We start from the raw sequence: 20,942 nt of genomic DNA, 5'->3' as shown, positions 1-20,942 counted from the left end.
AAGATTTGAATACAACTAACTATAATTCGGCAAACGCAATTAAAAAGCAATTTTTTACTTTAAGTGCAATATTGTTGTCTTTTGTAGCTTGGTCACAAGAACCAACACCACAAGATTCTACAAGTACTGGTTATAGCTTAGGTACTATGCAAATGCCTAATCCAACTAGTATTGTTTCGCAGTACACTTATGATCCTATTACAGATAGATATATATACACCGAGTCTGTTGGTAGTTTCAATATTAATTATCCCGTAATTTTAACACCAAAAGAGTATCAAGACTTAGTAGCTAAAGAAAATTTAAGAAACTACTACAAACAAAAAGTAGATGCTTTTGATGGTAAAAAGGAAGGAAGTGAAGAAGAACAAAAAAACTTACTGCCAGAATTTTATGTGAATTCCGGACTTTTTGAAACCATTTTTGGAAGCAATACCATTGAAATTGTACCTCAAGGATCTGTAGAAATGGATTTAGGAGTGCTTTTTTCTAAACAAGATAATCCTTCATTTTCACCTAACAATAGAAGCAATTTTACTTTTGATTTTGACCAACGTATAAGTTTAAGTTTATTAGGTAAAGTAGGAACACGTTTGCAAGTAACAGCAAATTATGACACAGAGTCTACCTTTGATTTTCAAAATTTAGTAAAGTTAGAATACACACCTACAGAAGATGATATTATTCAAAAAATAGAAGTAGGTAACGTAAGCATGCCATTAAACAGTTCTTTAATTACAGGAGCACAAAGTTTATTTGGTGTAAAAACACAATTACAGTTTGGTAAAACTAGTATAACAGCGGTTTTTTCTGAACAAAAATCAGATAGCCAAACAGTAATAGCACAAGGAGGAGGAACCTTAGAAGAATTTGATTTTTATGCTAGAGATTATGATGAAAACAGACACTTCTTTTTAGCACATTATTTTAGAGATAACTATGATAATGCTTTAAATAACTATCCATACATAAACACACAAGTACAAATTACTAGAATAGAAGCTTGGATTACCAACCGAAGTAATAGTACAGAAAACGTTAGAAATATTGTTGGTTTACAAGATTTAGGGGAATCGGCAAATGTAGGATCTGCAGTTACTGTAACAGCAGGACCAAATGCTTATCCAGATAATGGTAATAATGCCTTTGATCCAACAAATATTGGTGGTGGAGGATCACAACTTAATGATTTAATTAGAGATATTGCCACTGTACAATCAGGTATAAATGTTGCAGGAGTTACCGAAGGAGCAGATTATGCTAAACTTGAAAATGCTAGAAAACTAACAGAAAATCAAGAGTATACCTTAAATACACAATTAGGGTATATATCTTTAAACCAACGTTTAAATAGTGATGAAGTTTTAGCTGTAGCGTTTCAATTTACTGTAGCAGGTCAAGTATACCAAGTAGGTGAGTTTGCTAATGATGGAGTAGATGCAACAGGAGTTACCACAGATTCTAATGGAGATGTTACTTCAGTTACCAATAACAATTTAGTATTAAAATTATTAAAAAGCCCTATAACTTCTACATCACAACCCATTTGGGATTTAATGATGAAAAATATTTATGACACTGGTGCATACCAATTAAGTCAAGAAGATTTTAAATTAAATATTTTTTATAACGAAGGTTCTGCAGTAAACTTTATTACTCCAGTTGATGGTACTGCTTTTCCAACCTTTGATGCAAATACAACAACAACAGCAGATGATTCTGAAATAACAGAAACACCATTAATTCGCTTATTTCATTTAGATAAATTAAACTATAATAATGACCCGCAAGCAGGAGGAGATGGTTTCTTTGATTATGTTTCGGGTGTAACCATTATTCCTGAAAATGGAAAAATTGTTTTTACCAAAGTAGAACCTTTTGGAGAATACCTTTTTGATGTTTTAGCTTTAGGTAGTGAAAATTATGAAATAAATACTTCCTATAATGCCAATCAAGAAAAGTACGTGTACGATGTATTATATAAGGAAACCAAAACAGCAGCACTTGAGGAAGTTGAAAAAAATAAATTTCAAATAAAAGGTAGTTACACCTCTTCAGGTAGTGATGGTATTTCTATAGGAGCCTTTAATGTTCCTAGAGGTTCTGTAGTAGTTACAGCAGGTGGTCGTGTGCTTGTAGAAGGTATTGACTATACGGTAAACTATCAATTAGGAACCGTACAAATTTTAGACGAAGCTTTAAAGGCTTCTAATACACCTATTCAAGTAACCACAGAAAACAATTCTATTTTTGGGCAGACTTCTAAACGTTTTTTTGGTTTAAATATAGAACATAAGTTTAATGAAAATTTTGTTCTTGGTGCTACTTATATTGGTTTAAAAGAAAGGCCTGTAACGCAAAAAGCAAATTATAATAGTGAACCTATAAACAATCAAATTTATGGGTTAAATGTAAACTACTCTACAGAAGTTCCTTTCTTAACAAGATTAGTTAACAAACTTCCAAATATTGATACAGATGTACCTTCAAACTTTTCGGTAAGAGGTGAAATTGCAGCATTAAAACCAGGTTCTCCTAGCGGAACAGATTTTGATGGCGAAGTAACTTCTTATATTGATGATTTTGAAGGATCTCAAAGTGCAATAGATTTAAAATCTGCAAGCTCTTGGTATTTATCAAGTAGGCCAATTCAAGTAGATGGAACCAGTGTTTATGATGTACAAAACATAACAAATGGTTATAATAGAGCTATGTTAAACTGGTATCATATTGATCAGACTTTTTACAGTAGTCAACGTCCTGACGGAATTAGTGATGATGATATGTCAGACTTATATACTTCAAGAGTATTTATTAATGAGCTTTTTCCAGAACAAGATATTGCGCAAGGACAAACAACCGTTTTAACTACGTTAGATTTAGCATATTATCCAACAGAACGTGGTCCTTATAATTTTCAAACCTATGATATCGATATTCCTAATGGTGTTTTAACACAACCACAAGATTCATGGGCAGGAATTTCTCGTCAACTTACTTCTACCGATTTTGAACAAGCAAATGTAGAATATATTGAGTTTTGGTTACAAGATCCTTTTCAAGAAAACCCTACTAATCCAGGTGGTAAATTAGTGTTTAACCTTGGTAATATTTCTGAAGATGTTATTAAAGATGGTAGAAAATTATATGAAAATGGTCTTCCTGATGATGGTAATGTTAGTGTTTTTACTCCAACAGATTGGGGAAGTGTAGTACCATTAAATCAATCTTTAATCTATGCATTTGATTCTACAGGAGATGAACGTACCAATCAAGATGTTGGGTATGATGGATATGATGATATTGAAGAAAAAGATTTAGATCCAGCATTTGCCAACTTAGACGATCCATCTAATGATAACTATGCCTATTTTTTAAATACAGAAGGAGATATTTTTGAACGTTATAAAAAATATAATAACGTACAAGGTAACTCGCCAGATACTTTTAGTAATACTAACAGAGGAAGCACTACGCAACCAGATGTTGAAGATATTAACAGAGATAACACAATGAATACCATTGATAGTTATTATGAGTATGAGTTAGATATTACTCCAGCAGATTTAAATCTTAATAATCCGTATATAGTAGACATCAAAGATTCAGAAACTAGAAGTTTACCTAACGGACAATCTGTTGTTCCTGTTTGGTATCAATTTAGAGTACCAGTTACAGACTTTACAAATGATATTGGTGGTATTGCAGATTTACGTTCTATACGTTTTGCACGTATGTATGTTAAAGAATTTTCAGAACCAACCGTTTTTAGATTTGGAACACTAGATTTAGTGCGTAGCGAATGGAGAAGATATACACAAACCTTAGATGAAGATTTAGGAGATCCAGAATTAGATGTAAATACAGATTTTAGTATTGGTGTAATTAGTACTCTAGAAAACGATGGAGATTATGAATCACCTCCAGGAGTAGAAGCCGAAGAATTATATAACAATAACACTGTTATTAGACAAAACGAACAGTCTTTAGTGGTTAATGTTTGCGACTTAGAGTCTCATGATGCAAGAGCTGTGTATAAAAACATAAATGTAGATATGAGGCAATATAAACATTTAAAAATGTTTATGCATGCAGAACAAGGTGAAGATAGATCTTCTTTAGCAGATGGTGAATTAGTAGGTTTTATTAGAATGGGTAATGACCTTTCTCAAAATTATTACCAAATAGAAATACCATTATCTGTTTCTACTGGTACTTCAAGTTCAGAACTATGGCCTGAAACCAATGAGCTTGATGTAGATTTAGAAATTATACAACAGATAAAAGCAAAAGCAATTGCAGATAATTTTAGTGCTACAGAAGCTACTTTTTATGATGTTATCGATGGCGTTTTAAGTGATAACCCAGTTTCAGAATTTTCAGATTATATTATTGGGCAACAACGTGTAGCTATATTTGGTAGTCCTAGTTTTGGTGACATTAGAAGCTTAATGGTAGGTGTAAAAAATGCAAGTGATTCAGATAGATGTGGTGAAGTTTGGTTTAATGAGCTTCGTCTTGCAGATATGGATAATGAAGGTGGTTGGGCAACTATTGTTAGTGCAGATGGAAACATTGCAGATTTTGCAAGCGTTAGTGCCTCTGGTAGTTATAGCACTTCTGGTTTTGGGTCTATTGAACAAGGTCCGCAAGAACGTAGTTTAGAAGACGTAAAACAATATGATGTAGTTACTAATGTTAATGTTGGGCAACTACTACCAAAAAAATGGGGAATACAAATACCATTTAATTATGGCCAAGGTGAAGAAAGTATTACACCTAAGTATGACCAATTATATGAAGATATTGAACTGCAAACCAGAATTGATGCTGCAGAAACGCAAGAAGAAAAAGACCAAATTTTAGAGCAGTCTCAAACCTATACCAAAAGAAAAAGTATAAGCTTTATTGGTGTTAGAAAAAATAGAACTACAGATAAAAAACCACAATTTTATGATGTAGAAAATCTTACATTTAATTACGCTTATAATAAAGAAGAATATCGCGATTTTGAAATAGAAAGATCTTTAGACCAACAAGTAAGCACAGGAGCAAACTATGCTTATAATTTTGCGCCAGTTTCTATAGAGCCTTTTAAAAAGAACGACTCTTTATTTACAGGAAAATACTGGAAACTATTAAAAGACTTTAATTTTAACCCATTACCTTCAAGTTTTACGGTTAATTCTAACTATAACAGACAGTTTAATAAACAAAAATTTAGAGATGTAGATTTATCAGGTGATAATATAGGTTTAGAAGAATTATTTAGAAGATATTACACCTATGATTTTCAATATACTTTAAATTACAACCTAACAAAATCATTAAGTTTCAACTATACTTCTGCTAGTAATAAAATTATAAGAAATTACTATATAGATGGTAATATAAACGGAAGCCAAGATCCAGAACTTGATGTTTGGGATAACTTTTTTGACTTCGGAGATCCAAATACACAATACCAAAAACTTGGTGTAAATTACCAATTACCAATAAATAAAATACCAACCTTTAGCTTTATTGATGCTACTTATAGTTACAGTGGTGAGTTTCAATGGCAAAAAGGATCCGATTTATATGATGAAATCGAGCTAGATGGTGTAATCTATGATTTAGGTAACTCTATATCTAATTCAAACCAGCATAATATTAATGCTAGTTTAGATATGAGCAAGTTTTATAAATACCTTGGTATTAAACAAACAAGAGGAAGAAGTAATGGTAAAGTAAGTAGAGCAGAAAGAGCTAGAAGAGCAACACCTCCAGGACAAACAGACCAAAAAACAAAAACGAAAACTAAAAAAACAAGTAAACTAGCAAATTTTGGTATTGGCTTAGTAACCAGTGTAAAACGTATTCAGTTAAATTATAACGAATCTAATGGTACTTATCTTCCAGGATATTTAAGAACACCAGGATTTGCAGGAACATTAAAACCTACTTTGGGTTATACTTTTGGTAGCCAAAATGATATTAGATCACTAGCAGCACGTAATGGTTGGTTAACACAATATCCAGAGTTTAATGAGCAATATACAGAAACACATGCTAAACAATTTGATTATGCTGTTAATGTTGAACCATTTAATGACCTTAAAATAGATATTGTAGGTAATAGAATTTACTCTGAAAATTTAACCGAAAACTATAATGTAAATAGTGATTTAGAGTATCAATCATTAACACCAAATACCTATGGAAACTTTACTATTTCTACAGCGTTAATTAAAACAGCATTTAATAAAAGTGATGAAAACGAATCAAAATCTTTTGAAGATTTTAGATCTAACCGATTAATAATAGCAAATAGACTGGCTGAAAAATTCTATGGTAATAACACCTTTAATAGAGATGCAGATGGTTTTCCAGAAGGATTTAGTAAATCTAGTCAAGCCGTATTATTACCATCCTTTTTAGCAGCATACCAAGGGCAAGATGCTAGCAAAACAAAAACAAGTGCTTTAAGAAATATACCAATTCCTAACTGGGATTTAAAGTATACAGGTTTCATGAAATTGGCTTGGTTTAAAAAGCGCTTTAAACGTTTCTCATTATCTCATGGGTATCGTTCTGCATACACCATTAATCAGTTTAGTACAAATTTAGATTATACAGCTCCAGATCCATCCGAAGATTATGCCAACCAACCAGCAGATGCTTTAGACCAAAGTGGAGATTTTAAAAATAAAAACTTATACAGCAATATTAACTTAACAGAAATGTTTAGTCCTTTATTTCGTATAGATTTTGAATCTAAGAGTTCTATTAAAGTACTTTTAGAAATGAAAAAAGATAGAATGCTTAGCTTGAGTTTTGATAATAATTTAATGACAGAAATACAAGGAAAAGAATATACTGTAGGTTTAGGATATAGAATTAAAGACGTAAGAATGAAATCTAAACTTGCAGGACCTAACAAAACAATAATTAGTGATATTAACCTTAAAGCAGATGTTTCTTTTAGAGATAATAAAACACTTATTAGGTATTTAGATTTAGAAAACACACAAATAACTTCCGGTCAATCACTATGGAGTGGTAAGTTTACGGCAGATTATTCGTTTAGTAAAAACCTAACAGGTATTTTTTACTTTGATTATACTTTTTCAGAATATGCCATATCTACATCCTTTCCGCAAACAACTATTAGATCCGGCTTAACTTTAAGATATAATTTTGGTAATTAAAAGTTTAAAATTAACAGACAATTAAATACATTTGCCAATACTAATAATTAAATAAAACAAAATGAATATTCCATCAGAATTAAAGTATACAAAAGATCACGAATGGGTTAAAATAGAAGGTGATACTGCTATAATAGGTATTACAGACTTTGCACAAAGTGAATTAGGTGATATTGTATATGTTGAAGTTGAAACGGTTGATGAAACATTAGACGCAGAAGAAATATTTGGTACAGTAGAAGCTGTAAAAACAGTTTCTGATTTATTTTTACCACTTTCAGGAGAAATAACAGAATTTAATGAGTCTCTAGAAGACGAGCCTGAAAAAGTAAACACAGATCCTTATGGTGATGGTTGGATGATAAAAATGAAATGCTCCGATCTTTCAGAATTAGAAAATCTAATGACTGCAGATGCGTATAAAACACTTATAGGTGCTTAAAAAATATACTTTTGTTATTGCTTTATTCTACACTTGTTTATTAACTATAGTTAGTTTAATAAGTGTAACAGGATTGCCAGATCTTGACTATTCCAATTCCGATAAGATATTTCACTTTATAGCATATAGTGGTTTAACTTTGTTTTGGTTTCTTACCTTTAGCAATAATTTAAAGTGGACTTTTAACAAAGCATTGTTGTTTTCTGCAATCATTTCTGTAATTTTTGGTATAATTATTGAGATATTACAAGGTGTGTTAACAGAAACAAGAGTAGCAGACAATAATGATATTTTAGCTAACACCTTAGGAGTGAGCTTAACTATAGTAATTCTCTTACTGTTTAAGAAAGCACTAGTTAAAAAATTATAAACCCTTGCTTTTTTGCCAAATAATTGGTTATTTTAGCAACAAGTAAAAAATAGACACATGGAACTTAAGAAAAATCCTAAAGCAAACGTTGGTAGAAACAGTGGTCTCTACTTTTTAGTAGGTTTAGCATTAATGTTATTATTAACAAATTTTGCAATTAATTATAAAACTTATGATAAGACTGTAATTGATATAGGTCAATTAAATCTTGACGAAGAGTTAGATGAAGAAGTGCCAATTACAGAACAAATACAAACGCCACCACCTCCACCACCACCACCAGCAGCACCTGAAGTTATTGAGGTTGTTGAGGATGAAGTAGAAGTGGAAGAAACAGTAATTGAATCTACAGAAACAAGTCAAGAAGAAGAAATTGTAGAAGTAGAAGAGGTTGAAGAAATTGAAGAAGTAGAAGAAGATATTGAGGTACCATTTGCAGTTATTGAAAATGTTCCTGTTTTTCCTGGTTGTGAAGGTGAATCTAGCAACAATGCAAGAAAAAAATGTATGTCTCAAAAAATTAGCAAATTTGTAAACAGAAAGTTTAATACAGACTTAGCTCAAGATTTAGGTTTAAATGCTGGTAAACACAGAATTAGTATTCAGTTTAAAGTAGATAAAAGTGGTAACATTGTAAGTGTACGTGCAAGAGCACCACACCCAAAACTAGAACAAGAAGCTGTAAAAGTTGTAAGTCAATTACCTAAAATGAAACCAGGTATGCAACGTGGTAAACCTGTAACAGTACCTTACGGTTTTCCAATTTCATTTCAAGTACAAGACTAAAAAAATACTTTTTTACTCATAAATTAAAATCCCGTTACATTATTTGTAACGGGATTTCTTTTTTGGTATGCTTATTGTGAATTTAGCATAATATTAACACTTAAACATTTAATATTATGAGAAATCAAATGAAATCTCGTGACCTCAATGGCCAAAAAGAGGAAAACGTGAAAAAATCACAAAAGCATGATGCAAATTTACAAAAAAACACAACCATTTACTTTCAGGTTGGTTTAATTGTATGCTTACTGTTTAGTTATGTACTTCTAGAAATGGAGTTTGCTAGTAAAAACTATGTTATAGAGTTTACCGATTATATAGAAGAACCCACAGACTATGTTCCTGAAAAATTTAAGATTTATAAAGAGGAAAAAATAGCTTCGGTAAAGAAAAAAAAGCCAACTGTTTTTACAAATCCAGTAGTAAGCGATGATGATTCTGATACAATAGAAACTTCAGAAATTATTACAGAACCATTAACCACAAATACATTACCAACAGAGCTAGATTTTAGCGATTTGCTTGAAGAACCAGAAGAGCAAGTTATTCTTTCTGTAGATTTTGTAGAAGTAGTTCCTGTTTTTCCAGGATGTGAAAATGCTACCAATAATGCAGAAAGAAAAGCATGTATGTCTAAACGTATAGCAAAACATATTCAAAAATACTTTGATACAGATATTGCTAATGATTTGGGCTTGTCTGGTAGACAACGAATAAACGTTGGTTTTAAAATTAATTCGAATGGAGAAATAACAGAAGTTACTGCTATATCAAAACACAAAGCCTTAAAACTTGAAGCCGAAGAGGTCATTGGTAAACTGCCAAAAATGAAACCAGGCAAACAGCATAATAAAAATGTATCTGTGGTATATTCACAACCCATAATTTTTAATGCACAAAATTAAAGGAGTACTATATCCTTGTTTTTAAAGAAAGTCGTTAATAAGTAATTGTTAACGATTTTTTTTAATCTTTAAAATTGTAAAAAAATAGTATCTTTCAACTTTATAATAAACAGCAAATTTAATATGAAGAGATTCTTTCTTTTACTTCTTCTACTTCCTATATTTTCGTTTTCGCAAGAAGAAACATACATAGAAAAGCCACCAGTTTTTCCTAAATGTGAATCTGTAGAAATTAATAACCTTCAAAATTGTTTTGATACTAATGTGTTAAATCACATTTACAATACCTTCAAAACACCAGAAATTGTTACAGAAGATAATTACATAGGTAAAGTAGATGTTCTTTTTGAAGTAGATAAAGAAGGTGCTTTCCGCCTTATTTATGTAGATGCTATGTATAAAGAACTAAAAGAGGAAGCAACTCGTGTTTTTAATGCAATACCAAAAATTAAACCAGGTACCTATAATGGTAAACCTACTTATAAGCAGTACTCTCTTTCTATTCAAATTCCTATTGTAAATCAAGCTACTCAAATTGCAAATAAAAATGCGCAAACCACAAGTGTACACAGTATAGGAGAAAAAGAAGAAAAGGAAAAACAATCTATTGAAGATGCTATAAAAACAGAATACGATAGTGTAAATAAAAAACTGGTTCCATATACTAATAAAGAGTACACAAGCCAGTTAAATATACCTTTTACACATAGCGCATATGCTAAATTTGATAGAAATATAAATTTAGTTGGTACTAATAGCCATACAGCATCTAAGCCTTTTGTATATGAAGATGTTTCAAAATATTACAATTTTGAAGCGGAAAAGGAAAAGTTAACAAAAGGAAACGAAACCTTACTGTCTAGAAAATTATGGAATGAGCATCTAGTACGTTATCAAGCAGAAAATTATTGGTTTACTGTAGATCCTATTTTTGATTTAGAAGTAGGTAAAGATACAGATGCAGATTTTAGTTCTACATACAATAACACTAGAGGTCTGTATATTCAAGGAGGATTAGGAAAAAAGTTTAGCTTTTATGCTTCGGTTTATGAAAGTCAAGGTCGTTTTGCTCAATATTATAATCAATATGCAGAATCTATAAAAGCATCAGACGAAGCAGCAATTATTCCTGGTCGTGGTATAGCAAAAAGTTTTAAGGATAATGGGTATGATTATCCTGTTGCCGAAGCGTATTTATCCTATTCACCAAGCAATTTCTTAAACGTACAATTTGGTCATGGTAAAAACTTTATTGGTGATGGTTATCGTTCGTTATTTGTAAGTGATGTGGCTAGTCCTTCCCCATTTTTAAAGATCAATACTAAATTCTGGAAAATTAAATATACCAATACCTGGATGTGGTTAAAAGATGTTACACCAGCAGGAACGGATGAAGATGGCGCGTATTTAAGTAAGTACATGGCAACGCACTTTTTAAGTTGGAACGCTACAAAACGTTTAAATATTGGTTTTTTTGAATCTATTATTTGGGCTAAATCACAAAACAGAGGGTTTGATATTAATTACTTAAACCCAATTATTTTTTATCGTGCTATAGAGTTTGAAACAGGACAAGATGCAGGAAATGCTATAATGGGTTTATCTGCAAAGTATAAAGTGAATGATAATATTAATGCATACAGTCAATTTGTGCTAGATGAGTTTTCATTAAGTGATATTACAGGAGGGCAAAAAAGCTGGAAAAATAAGTTTGGTTATCAATTAGGTCTAAAATATTACAACGCTTTTAAAGTAGATAACCTGATGCTGCAAGCAGAATATAACAGAGTAAGACCTTATACGTATTCGCATAACAGTACTTTTTTAAATTACGGACACAACAACCAATCTATGGCGCACCTTTGGGGAGCAAACTTTAGTGAGCTTGTGCTTATTGGTCGCTACCACTATAAACGTTGGTTTGCCAATGCAAAAATGGTTTTAGGTGCTCGAGGTTTAGATTTTGATGATGGCATTAGTTATGGTAGTAATATTTACCTAAGCTATAACGATAGACCAACTAATACAGGTGTAACCGTAGGTCAAGGTAACAAAACCAATACTTTTTATACCAATTTACAAGCGGGTTACTTGATAAATCCTGCTACAAACCTTAAAATATTTGCAGATATTACTTTTAGAGACTATAATCCAGATGCGCAAACGGCTACTACTTTTAGTAATAACACTGTTTGGTTTAATTTTGGGATCAGAACCGACTTGTTTAACTGGTATTTTGATTTGTAAAACATTCTAGTGTAAGCAAGAATCTGCATCTTAAAGATTTAAAAAAAGCGTATAATAAAAATATCTTTAAGTGAAAGAAAACCCCACAAACAAAAACCTTGTGGTTTTTTCTTTTTAAATATCGTTTTATAAAGTATCTTTGCACTCGCAAAATAAAGCGTTTTATTTGAGTACAACAGCTACATCTACAACACAATATTCTATAATTTCAGATTTTAAAGAAATTACAAAAATGCGCTTGGCAATAAGTGTCGTATTTTCTTCAATGGCTGGATACTTACTAGGAGTAGAAACAGTAGACTATACAACATTAGCACTTTTAGCATTTGGAGGTTATTTTATGGTTGGTGCATCTAATGCATTTAACCAAATTATAGAAAAAGATCTAGACGCTTTAATGGATAGAACTAAAAACAGACCTGTTGCTGCAGGACGTATGTCTGTAAATACAGCCTTTGCAATTGCTTCTATTTTTACCATTCTAGGTATTGTTATTTTATATATAATAAATCCGCAAACAGCAATGTTTGGTGCTATTTCTATATTTTTATATGCTTGTGTGTATACACCTTTAAAAACAAAAACACCATTATCGGTTTTTGTAGGTGCTATTCCAGGAGCAATACCTTTTATGTTAGGTTGGGTTGCAGCTACTAATGATTTTGGTATAGAACCAGGAACCTTATTTGCAATACAGTTTTTTTGGCAATTTCCACACTTTTGGGCAATTGGCTGGTTTTTGTATGACGATTATAAAAAAGGAGGTTTCTTTATGTTGCCTACCAGAAAAAAAGATAAAGGAACAGCAACACAAACCATTATATATACGGTTTGGACGGTTTTAGCTTCGCTAATTCCAGCATTTGGTTTTACAGGAAAACTATATATAACACCTGTTTCGGCAGTTATTGTAGGGCTTTTAGGTTTAGGGCTGTTATATTTTGCTTTTCAATTATATAAAAAATTAACAACACAAGCAGCTAAAACATTAATGCTTGCTAGTGTTTCTTACATTACACTATTACAAATAGTATATGTATTAGATAAATTTATACGTTAATCATGGATTTAACTCAAGGTACTTTAAAAGAAAAACACGGCAGAGCAAAAAAGATGATGCTTTGGTTTGGTATAATTTCACTAGTAATGTCTTTTGCAGGATGGACCAGTGCTTTTGTAGTAAGTAGTGCTAGGCCAGATTGGTTAAAAGAATTTGTACTACCTAATGCTTTTATCATGAGTACTGTAGTAATTGTAATAAGTAGTATTACTTTTATTTTAGCAAAACGTGCTCTGAAAAATAATAATAGACAACAAACTACTATTTGGTTATTAGCAACTCTAGTTCTAGGTGTTGTTTTTATTGTAAACCAATTTCAAGGCTTTCAACAAATCATAGATTTAGGATATTATTTTACTGGTGCAGCTAGTAATGTTACTATGTCTTACATCTATTTAATAGCAATGGTGCATATTATACATGTTATTGTAGGTCTTATTTGCTTGTTGGTGGTAATTTATAATCATTTTAAACAAAAGTATAATCCTACAAATATGTTAGGCTTTGAGCTAGCTGCAACTTTTTGGCATTTTATTGATATTCTATGGGTATATCTCTTTTTGTTTTTATATTTTGTTAGATAATTTTTAACCCATTTTTAAAGGTCATTTTTTAGATATACATTAAAGCTTGTTTATAGTCTTTAAAATTTACTGTTGTATATTTCGTTAGATAAATAAAATGATTATTTTTGTGCAACTTTAATAACTAAACCAATTATATGAATACTACAGTAGCTACTGGAACAGAAGGTAAAACTTGGGGAGGAGGAAATGAACCTCTTAAAGCAAGTTATGGAAAAATGATGATGTGGTTTTTCATCGTTTCTGATGCATTAACCTTTTCCGCTTTTTTAGCAGCCTATGGCTTTTCAAGATTTAAGTTTATTGACTCTTGGCCAATTGCAGATGAAGTGTTTACGCACTTTCCTTTCTTACATGGTGTAGAAGCACCTATGTATTATGTTGCTTTCATGACATTTGTACTTATTATGTCTTCAGTAACCATGGTACTTGCTGTAGATGCAGGTCACCATTTAAATAAAGCCAAAGTAACCATTTACATGTTTTTAACAGTAATTGGTGGTTTAATATTTGTTGGTTCTCAAGCTTGGGAATGGAATACTTTTATTAAAGGTGAATTTGGTGCTGTACAAACTAAAGGTGGTAATATTTTACAGTTTGTAGATACCGATGGACACAGAGTAGCTGTTGCAGATTTTGCTAAAGCAGAAGCTGGAGAAAGAACGCAACACGAAAGTAAAAACGGTTTATGGTTTGTAAACGAAAGCGCATTACCAGCATTTACAATGTCTGAAATTACTAAAGGTTTAGAAGCGCATCCAAATGTTTTAGTAAGAACACAAATTTTAGATGCAGATGGCAAGAAAACAGTATTGTCTAGAGAAGAGTCTATAAAACAATTAAAAGATAACGGAAGATTATATGTGCAAGGTGCTAACCTTCATGTAAACGAATATGGTTCGCCTTTATTTGCTGACTTCTTCTTCTTTATAACAGGTTTTCACGGTTTTCACGTATTTTCAGGAGTTGTCTTAAATATTATCATATTTTTCAATGTAATTTTAGGAACTTACGAAAGACGTAAAAGCTACGAAATGGTTGAGAAAGTTGGACTTTATTGGCACTTTGTAGATTTAGTTTGGGTATTTGTATTTACTTTCTTCTACCTAGTTTAATTAATTAAAGATATATTTAAAAAAAATGGCACACGAACATAAATTAGAGATATTTAGAGGGTTATGGAAATTTAAATCCAATACAGCTAAAATTTGGGGTGTATTAGCATTCTTAACTTTTGTAACTATTATTGAAGTTGTATTAGGTATTTTTAAACCAGAAGCTTTAATGGGACACGTTTTAGGTATGAAAGCCTTAAATTGGATATTCATTATTTTAACCATAGTTAAAGCATATTATATTACTTGGGATTTTATGCACATGCGTGATGAAGTAAAACCTTTAAGACGTATGGTTGTATGGACTGCAGTATTCTTAATTTTATACCTTGTATTTATTCTTTTACAAGAAGGTGGTTATATTGAATCTGTTTACGCTTCAGGTTTTATTAAAACCGATTTTTAGTACAAGATTTTTCAGTTAAATTATATATAAAAGGTGGTTATTAAACCACCTTTTTTTATTTTTGTACTATGAACAAAAAGCTGATTAAAAGAAATGTAATACTTGGAATTTTATTCTTCCTTCCTGTATTATTTTTACTGTTTTTATATCCTGCAAAACACAATTATATTGCCTTAGATATATTAGAAGAAAATGTTTTAGACATTACTTCGTTTTCCTCCTTAGAAAAAGATACTATTCAACTTAAAGACCATATTACTATTCTTGGGTTTTTAGGTAATAAGCCCATAGATAAACTTATTGCTATGTCTAACTTAAAAGAGTTGATGTATGATAAATTTAAAGGCTTTAAAAAGTTTCAAATCGTTATGATTGTTCCTGAAAGCGCCAAAGCAGAAGTTGAGCAACTTAAAAGCGAACTTAGTAAATACGAATACTTAGCGTATTGGAAATACGTTTTTGCTTCAGATAAAGAAATTAAAAAAGTATATAACAGCCTTCACCTTATTAAAGATTTAGACGCAAACCTTGCTACTAATGATGTGGTTATTATTGATAAAGAATTAAATTTAAGAGGAAGAATAGATGATAGAGCAGATAATGAGAAAGCTAAAAATAAGCCTGCATACCAATTAAAATCTTATGATTGTATTGAAGTAGCAGAGCTTAAAAATAAAATGAGCGAAGACCTAAGAATCCTTTTTACTGAATATAGACAAAAACGTAAAGGGAATTTCAATTCGGAAACCAGAAGAGCAAACGATTTAAAAAACGTAACCGAGTAATAAACGCAAACAAAGAAAATGTTTATTAAAAAACCATCTAATGGTCTTTTAATTTAAGGTTTCAACTTTTGTAATAGCAAAGCATAACACCATGAGCAAAAAATCAAATTATTCATACATTGGTATAGCATTAACTATATTGGTTTTTGGTATTATTTTTATACCTAAAATAGTAGATAGAGTTACTAATAAAGACATTACCAGAGAAGAGAGTAGAAGCGTAAGTGTTTCTAATGAAGATAGAACCATTAGAACTTCAGACTTAGCATTTCTAGAAATTAATGGCGAACCAAAAAAAGTACCAGACTTTAGTTTTAAAAATCAAGATGGTAAAATTATTACCAATAAAGATTACCTAGGTAAAGTATATGTTATCGAATTTTTCTTTACTACCTGTCCTACCATTTGCCCAAGAATGAGTAGAAACCTAGTAGATATTCAAAATACATTTCCAGATAATAAAAACTTTGGTGTAGCTTCTTTTACTATAAATCCAGCGCATGATACTTCAGAAGTATTAAAAGCTTATGCTAAAAAATATGGTATAACAAACCCAAACTGGAATTTAATGACAGGAGATCAAGAAGTAATTTATGAATTAGCTAATAAAGGTTTTAATTTATACACTGCAGAAGAAGCAGAAGTAGAAGGTGGTTTTGAACACTCCGGAAACTTTGCTTTAGTAGATAAAAACGGTTTTATCCGTTCTAGACTAGAAAATGGTAATCCTATTATTTATTATAACGGAATGATCTCTGAAGAAGAACAAGTAGATGATGAAGGTCAAGAACAGCAAATTACCATGCTTAAAGAAGATATTAATAAATTACTAAACGAATAATATTATAATACACCTTCTTAATTTAAGTAAGGGGATAGTATTTCTTTGTAATAACTAAGATAGAAGGGTAAAAATTATGAATAAAGATCAAAACATACAAGAAGAGCAAAAATACAATAAATGGATAATTACTTTATCTATTGTTGTGCCAATTGCTGTAGCTATTTTATTTGGAGTTAGAATACCAAATGTAGAACCTCTATCTTTTTTACCTCCAATTTACGCTACCATAAACGGCTTTACTGCAATTATTTTAGTAATAGCTTTTTTTGCAATTCGTAAAAAAAATATTGTACTTCATGAAAACTTGATGACTACTGCTGTAATGTGTTCCGCTGTGTTTTTAGTTCTTTATGTAGCGTACCACATGACAAGTGATTCTACCAAATTTGGCGGAGAAGGAGTTATTAAATACGTGTATTATTTTATTCTTATTACACATATTTTACTTTCTATTGTAATCATACCATTTGTATTGATTACCTATGTAAGAGCAATAACTAAAAACTTTGAGAGACATAAAAAAATAGCACGTATTACCTTTCCTTTATGGTTATATGTTGCAGTTACAGGTGTTATTGTTTATCTTATGATTTCACCATATTATATAAATTAAATGTTATTCTAAGCATAGTTTAATATTGTAATACCATCTAGTATGAAACAAAAAATTCTTTTTTTCATTTTCTCTTTGTTTATCTTTTTACAAACAAATGCGCAATGCGCCATGTGTAGAGCAGTGCTTGAAAGTGAAGATGGGCAATCTACAGCAGAAGGCGTTAATAATGGTATTGTGTATCTTATGGCTATTCCATACATATTGGTAGCAGGAATTGCTTATTTTATCTACAAAAGATTTTCAAAGTCTAAAGCAGAATAATTTATTTTACTGTAACATTTCTTCGTTTTAAGAGTCTTACTTCTAGAGTGCTAATGTTTCTTAACAGTTCTTTGGCATAAATTATTTCAATGTTTAAGTAATATTGTAATTGCTAATTTTTCAATATGATAGAAATCAAAGACTTACATAAATCATACCATATGGGAAGCAATTCCCTTCACGTGTTAAAAGGAATTAACTTTAATGTGAAAGAAGGCGAATTAGTTTCTATAATGGGTTCTTCAGGATCAGGTAAATCTACTTTGCTAAATATACTAGGTATGTTAGACGAAGCAGATGAAGGTTCTTATACATTAGATAATGTACCTATTAAAAATCTAAACGAAAAAATAGCAGCTAACTACAGAAATAAGTTTTTAGGATTCATCTTTCAATCCTTTAACTTAATCAATTATAAATCTGCATTAGATAATGTGGCCTTGCCTTTATATTATCAAGGTGTAAAACGAAAAGAACGTGCAGATAAAGCCATGCATTATCTAGAAAAAGTAGGTTTGGCAGAATGGTCTCACCATTTACCTAACGAGCTTTCAGGTGGTCAAAAACAGCGTGTAGCTATAGCAAGAGCATTAGCAAGTGATCCTAAAGTATTATTGGCAGATGAGCCAACAGGTGCCTTAGATACCAAAACATCTTATGAAGTAATGGATCTTATTCAAGGTATTAATGACGAAGGTAAAACCATACTTTTAGTTACACATGAGCCAGACATTGCACAAATGACCAAACGTATAGTAAACCTTAAAGATGGTTTAATTATAGATGATAGTAAGGTAGAACAAATAAGAGCTTTAGCACATGTTTGATTTAGAGCGTTGGCAAGAAATATTTGAAACCTTAAGCAAAAATAAGCTTCGTACTTTTTTAACAGGACTCTCTGTGGCTTCAGGTATTTTTATATTAATTATACTTTTGGGCTTTAGTACAGGAATTCAAAATGGAGTAAAGTCGCAATTTGAAAGAGATGCAACTAATTTAGTGAGTGTTTGGGCAGGAACCACTACCAAAGAGTACAAAGGATTAAATCCAGGTAGACCTATTCAATTAAAAAACAACGATTTTGATGCTATTTCTAATAAATATGCAGAAAATATTGAAAATGAATCTGCATTCTATACCATTTGGGGAGGATTAGTAAACTACAAAAACGAATCTGGAAATTATAGAATTCAAGGTATTTTACCAGGAAATCAATTTATTGAAAATGCAGATATAAGCAAAGGCCGATTTATTAATATATCTGATATTGATAACCTAAAAAAAGTAGCTGTAATTGGTAATAAAGTAGCAAAAGATTTATTTAAAGACGAAGATCCTTTAGATAAAAACATTTCACTTTATGGTATTAGCTTTAAAGTGGTAGGCGTTTTTTATGATCCAGGAGGAGAAAGAGACGAAAGCAAAGTGTTTTTACCATTACCAACTGCACAACTTGCTTTTAATGGCGCAGATAATATTAGAAACATGATGTTTACCTTAAAAATGTCAGATAATTTTGAAGAAGCTGTAGCAGAATCTCAAGCCATTTCTGCTGCTATTGAAAGTGATCTTAAATTAAGGCAAACCATTGCTCCAGATGATACTAATGCAATAAGAGTGTATAACACACTAGAAAGAGCAGAAGATATATATTCTTTAATAGGTACTATTGCAGCTGTTTTTTGGTTTGTTGGTATTGGTACTATTATAGCAGGAGTTGTTGGCGTTGGTAATATCATGCTAATTATTGTAAAAGAACGTACCAAAGAAATTGGTATACGCAAAGCTTTAGGTGCACAGCCTTGGTCTATTGTAGGTATGATTTTACAAGAGTCTGTTTTCGTAACTATGTTTTCAGGATTATTCGGACTTATCTTAGGTTTAGGTTTGTTAGAAATTGTTGGTCCTTTAATAGATAGCGAGTTTATACAATATCCGCAAGTAGATTTTAATATAGCCATAACCACTGTTTTTATTTTAGTATTTGCAGGTGCTTTAGCAGGATTTATTCCAGCATACAGAGCAGCTAAAATTAAACCAATTGTAGCATTAAGAGACGAATAATATGTTTAGTAGAGACCGTTGGGACGAAATATTACAAGCACTTACAGCTAATAAGTTTAGAACCTTTTTAACTGCTTTTGGTGTGTTTTGGGGAATTACCATTTTAGTACTTCTTCTGGCATTAACTAATGGATTAAAAAATGGTGTAACTGCAGACTTTGGAAACTTTGCCACAAACTCTATGTTTATGTGGACACAAGGAACCACAAAAGCATACAAAGGCTTACCAAAAGGAAGATACTTTAATTTTAAATTAGAAGATGTAGAAACGCTTAAACGTGAAATTCCTGCATTAAAATATGTTTCACCTAGACACCAATTAGGTGGTTTTAATGGTGCAAATAATGTGGTTAGAGGTACAAAAACAGGAGCTTTTTCTATTTATGGTGACTATCCAGAGTTTATAAACCAACAACCTATGGATATTCTTCAAGGTCGCTTTATTAGTTATTCAGATATTGATTCTAAACGTAAAGTATGTGTTATTGGTGAAGACGTAATTAAAGCGATGTATGACCAAGACGAAGATCCTTTAGGTTCTTATGTTAAAGTAAACGGAGTAAACTTTTTGGTGATAGGTACTTTTAAAGCTTCTAATAGTGGTGATCAAGAGGAAGATGCTAATACCATTTTTATACCTTTTACTACTTTCGGACAAGCGTTTAATAGAGGAGATAGTGTTGGTTGGATGGCAATTACTGCTAAAGACGGAATTTCTGTTACTTCTGTTAAACCAAAGATATTAGAACTAATGAAAGCGAGCCATAAAATACATCCTGATGATGAACGTGCTATTGGTAATTTTGATTTATCAGAAGCTTTTGGTCGTGTAAACGGTTTGTTTTCTATTCTTTCTGTTGTAGGTTACTTTGTAGGCGCCTTAGTACTTATGTCTGGTATTATAGGTATTAGTAATATTATGCTTATTGTGGTAAAAGAACGTACTAGAGAAATTGGTGTAAGACGCGCTTTAGGTGCTTCGCCTTGGTCTATAAAATCACAAGTATTACAAGAAAGTTTATTATTAACCATCATTTCAGGAATGGTAGGTATTTCATTTGCAGCTTTCGTCATTTTTGTGCTCAATTACATATTAGATCAAATGGGTCCTGTAAAGAATTTTGCCAATCCAAGTGTAGGCATGTCTGTTATTTTTACGGCATTATTCATATTAATTGTTTCTGGTTTGTTAGCAGGTCTAATTCCAGCAAATAGTGCTATTAAAATGAAGCCTGTAGATGCTTTACGTACAGAATAAAAATTAAAA

Annotated in this window: 17 protein-coding genes; all 17 read left to right on the top strand. The window is 31.2% G+C overall.

The features are described 5' to 3' along the window. Window positions 1–5 precede the first annotated feature (5 nt). The 17 genes from sov to ACFSSB_RS09345 all read left to right on the top strand — a co-directional run bounded on the left by sov (window position 6) and on the right by ACFSSB_RS09345 (window position 20,933). A complete protein-coding gene (gene sov / locus ACFSSB_RS09425) occupies window positions 6–7,190 on the top strand; it encodes a T9SS outer membrane translocon Sov/SprA (RefSeq protein WP_379903523.1) in 7,185 nt (2,394 codons plus the stop codon). Window positions 7,191–7,251: 61 nt separating this feature from the next. Continuing rightward, window positions 7,252–7,632, top strand: a complete 381-nt coding sequence (gene gcvH, locus ACFSSB_RS09420) for a glycine cleavage system protein GcvH (protein ID WP_379903521.1) — start codon at window positions 7,252–7,254, stop codon at window positions 7,630–7,632. After that, complete coding sequence (locus ACFSSB_RS09415) at window positions 7,625–8,002, top strand: VanZ family protein (RefSeq protein WP_379903519.1); 378 nt, start codon at window positions 7,625–7,627, stop codon at window positions 8,000–8,002. The genes gcvH and ACFSSB_RS09415 overlap by 8 nt, the downstream gene beginning before the upstream one ends. Before the next feature lie 57 nt (window positions 8,003–8,059). Continuing rightward, on the top strand, window positions 8,060–8,788 hold the full coding sequence (locus ACFSSB_RS09410; protein ID WP_379903517.1) for an energy transducer TonB: 729 nt from the start codon (window positions 8,060–8,062) through the stop codon (window positions 8,786–8,788). Window positions 8,789–8,904: 116 nt separating this feature from the next. Further along, window positions 8,905–9,693, top strand: coding sequence for an energy transducer TonB (locus ACFSSB_RS09405; RefSeq protein ID WP_379903515.1), 789 nt, complete (start codon window positions 8,905–8,907; stop codon window positions 9,691–9,693). Window positions 9,694–9,816: 123 nt separating this feature from the next. Beyond that, window positions 9,817–11,940, top strand: a complete 2,124-nt coding sequence (locus tag ACFSSB_RS09400; protein ID WP_379903513.1) for a gliding motility protein RemB — start codon at window positions 9,817–9,819, stop codon at window positions 11,938–11,940. A gap of 166 nt (window positions 11,941–12,106) precedes the next feature. Further along, window positions 12,107–13,000, top strand: coding sequence for a heme o synthase (gene cyoE, locus ACFSSB_RS09395; RefSeq protein ID WP_379903511.1), 894 nt, complete (start codon window positions 12,107–12,109; stop codon window positions 12,998–13,000). Between the two features lie 2 nt (window positions 13,001–13,002). Then, on the top strand, window positions 13,003–13,584 hold the full coding sequence (locus ACFSSB_RS09390) for a cytochrome c oxidase subunit 3 (protein WP_379903509.1): 582 nt from the start codon (window positions 13,003–13,005) through the stop codon (window positions 13,582–13,584). A gap of 137 nt (window positions 13,585–13,721) precedes the next feature. After that, the gene (locus ACFSSB_RS09385) at window positions 13,722–14,699 is read left to right on the top strand and encodes a cytochrome c oxidase subunit 3 (protein ID WP_379903507.1); all 978 of its coding nucleotides are present in this window, start codon (window positions 13,722–13,724) and stop codon (window positions 14,697–14,699) included. Between the two features lie 25 nt (window positions 14,700–14,724). After that, entirely contained in the window at window positions 14,725–15,105 is a 381-nt protein-coding gene (locus ACFSSB_RS09380; protein WP_379903505.1) for a cytochrome C oxidase subunit IV family protein, read from the top strand. A gap of 68 nt (window positions 15,106–15,173) precedes the next feature. After that, entirely contained in the window at window positions 15,174–15,890 is a 717-nt protein-coding gene (locus ACFSSB_RS09375; RefSeq protein ID WP_379903503.1) for a hypothetical protein, read from the top strand. Window positions 15,891–15,981: 91 nt separating this feature from the next. Further along, a complete protein-coding gene (locus tag ACFSSB_RS09370; RefSeq protein WP_379903501.1) occupies window positions 15,982–16,731 on the top strand; it encodes an SCO family protein in 750 nt (249 codons plus the stop codon). A 76-nt stretch (window positions 16,732–16,807) separates the two neighbouring features. Then, window positions 16,808–17,347 (top strand): DUF420 domain-containing protein, encoded by a 540-nt coding sequence (locus ACFSSB_RS09365; protein ID WP_379903499.1) that lies wholly within the window; start codon window positions 16,808–16,810, stop codon window positions 17,345–17,347. A gap of 42 nt (window positions 17,348–17,389) precedes the next feature. Beyond that, complete coding sequence (locus ACFSSB_RS09360; RefSeq protein ID WP_379903496.1) at window positions 17,390–17,611, top strand: hypothetical protein; 222 nt, start codon at window positions 17,390–17,392, stop codon at window positions 17,609–17,611. A gap of 125 nt (window positions 17,612–17,736) precedes the next feature. Next, the gene (locus ACFSSB_RS09355) at window positions 17,737–18,438 is read left to right on the top strand and encodes an ABC transporter ATP-binding protein (RefSeq protein ID WP_379903494.1); all 702 of its coding nucleotides are present in this window, start codon (window positions 17,737–17,739) and stop codon (window positions 18,436–18,438) included. After that, complete coding sequence (locus ACFSSB_RS09350; protein WP_379903492.1) at window positions 18,431–19,675, top strand: ABC transporter permease; 1,245 nt, start codon at window positions 18,431–18,433, stop codon at window positions 19,673–19,675. The genes ACFSSB_RS09355 and ACFSSB_RS09350 overlap by 8 nt, the downstream gene beginning before the upstream one ends. Window position 19,676: 1 nt before the next feature. Beyond that, window positions 19,677–20,933, top strand: a complete 1,257-nt coding sequence (locus ACFSSB_RS09345) for an ABC transporter permease (RefSeq protein ID WP_379903490.1) — start codon at window positions 19,677–19,679, stop codon at window positions 20,931–20,933. The last annotated feature ends 9 nt before the right edge of the window (window positions 20,934–20,942 follow it).

It is taken from the genome of Lacinutrix gracilariae (assembly GCF_042684485.1).
GTDB lineage: Bacteria > Bacteroidota > Bacteroidia > Flavobacteriales > Flavobacteriaceae > Oceanihabitans > Oceanihabitans gracilariae.
The sequence above is the reverse complement of the archived record's forward strand: the minus strand, read 5'-3'. Positions and strand labels throughout refer to the sequence as shown.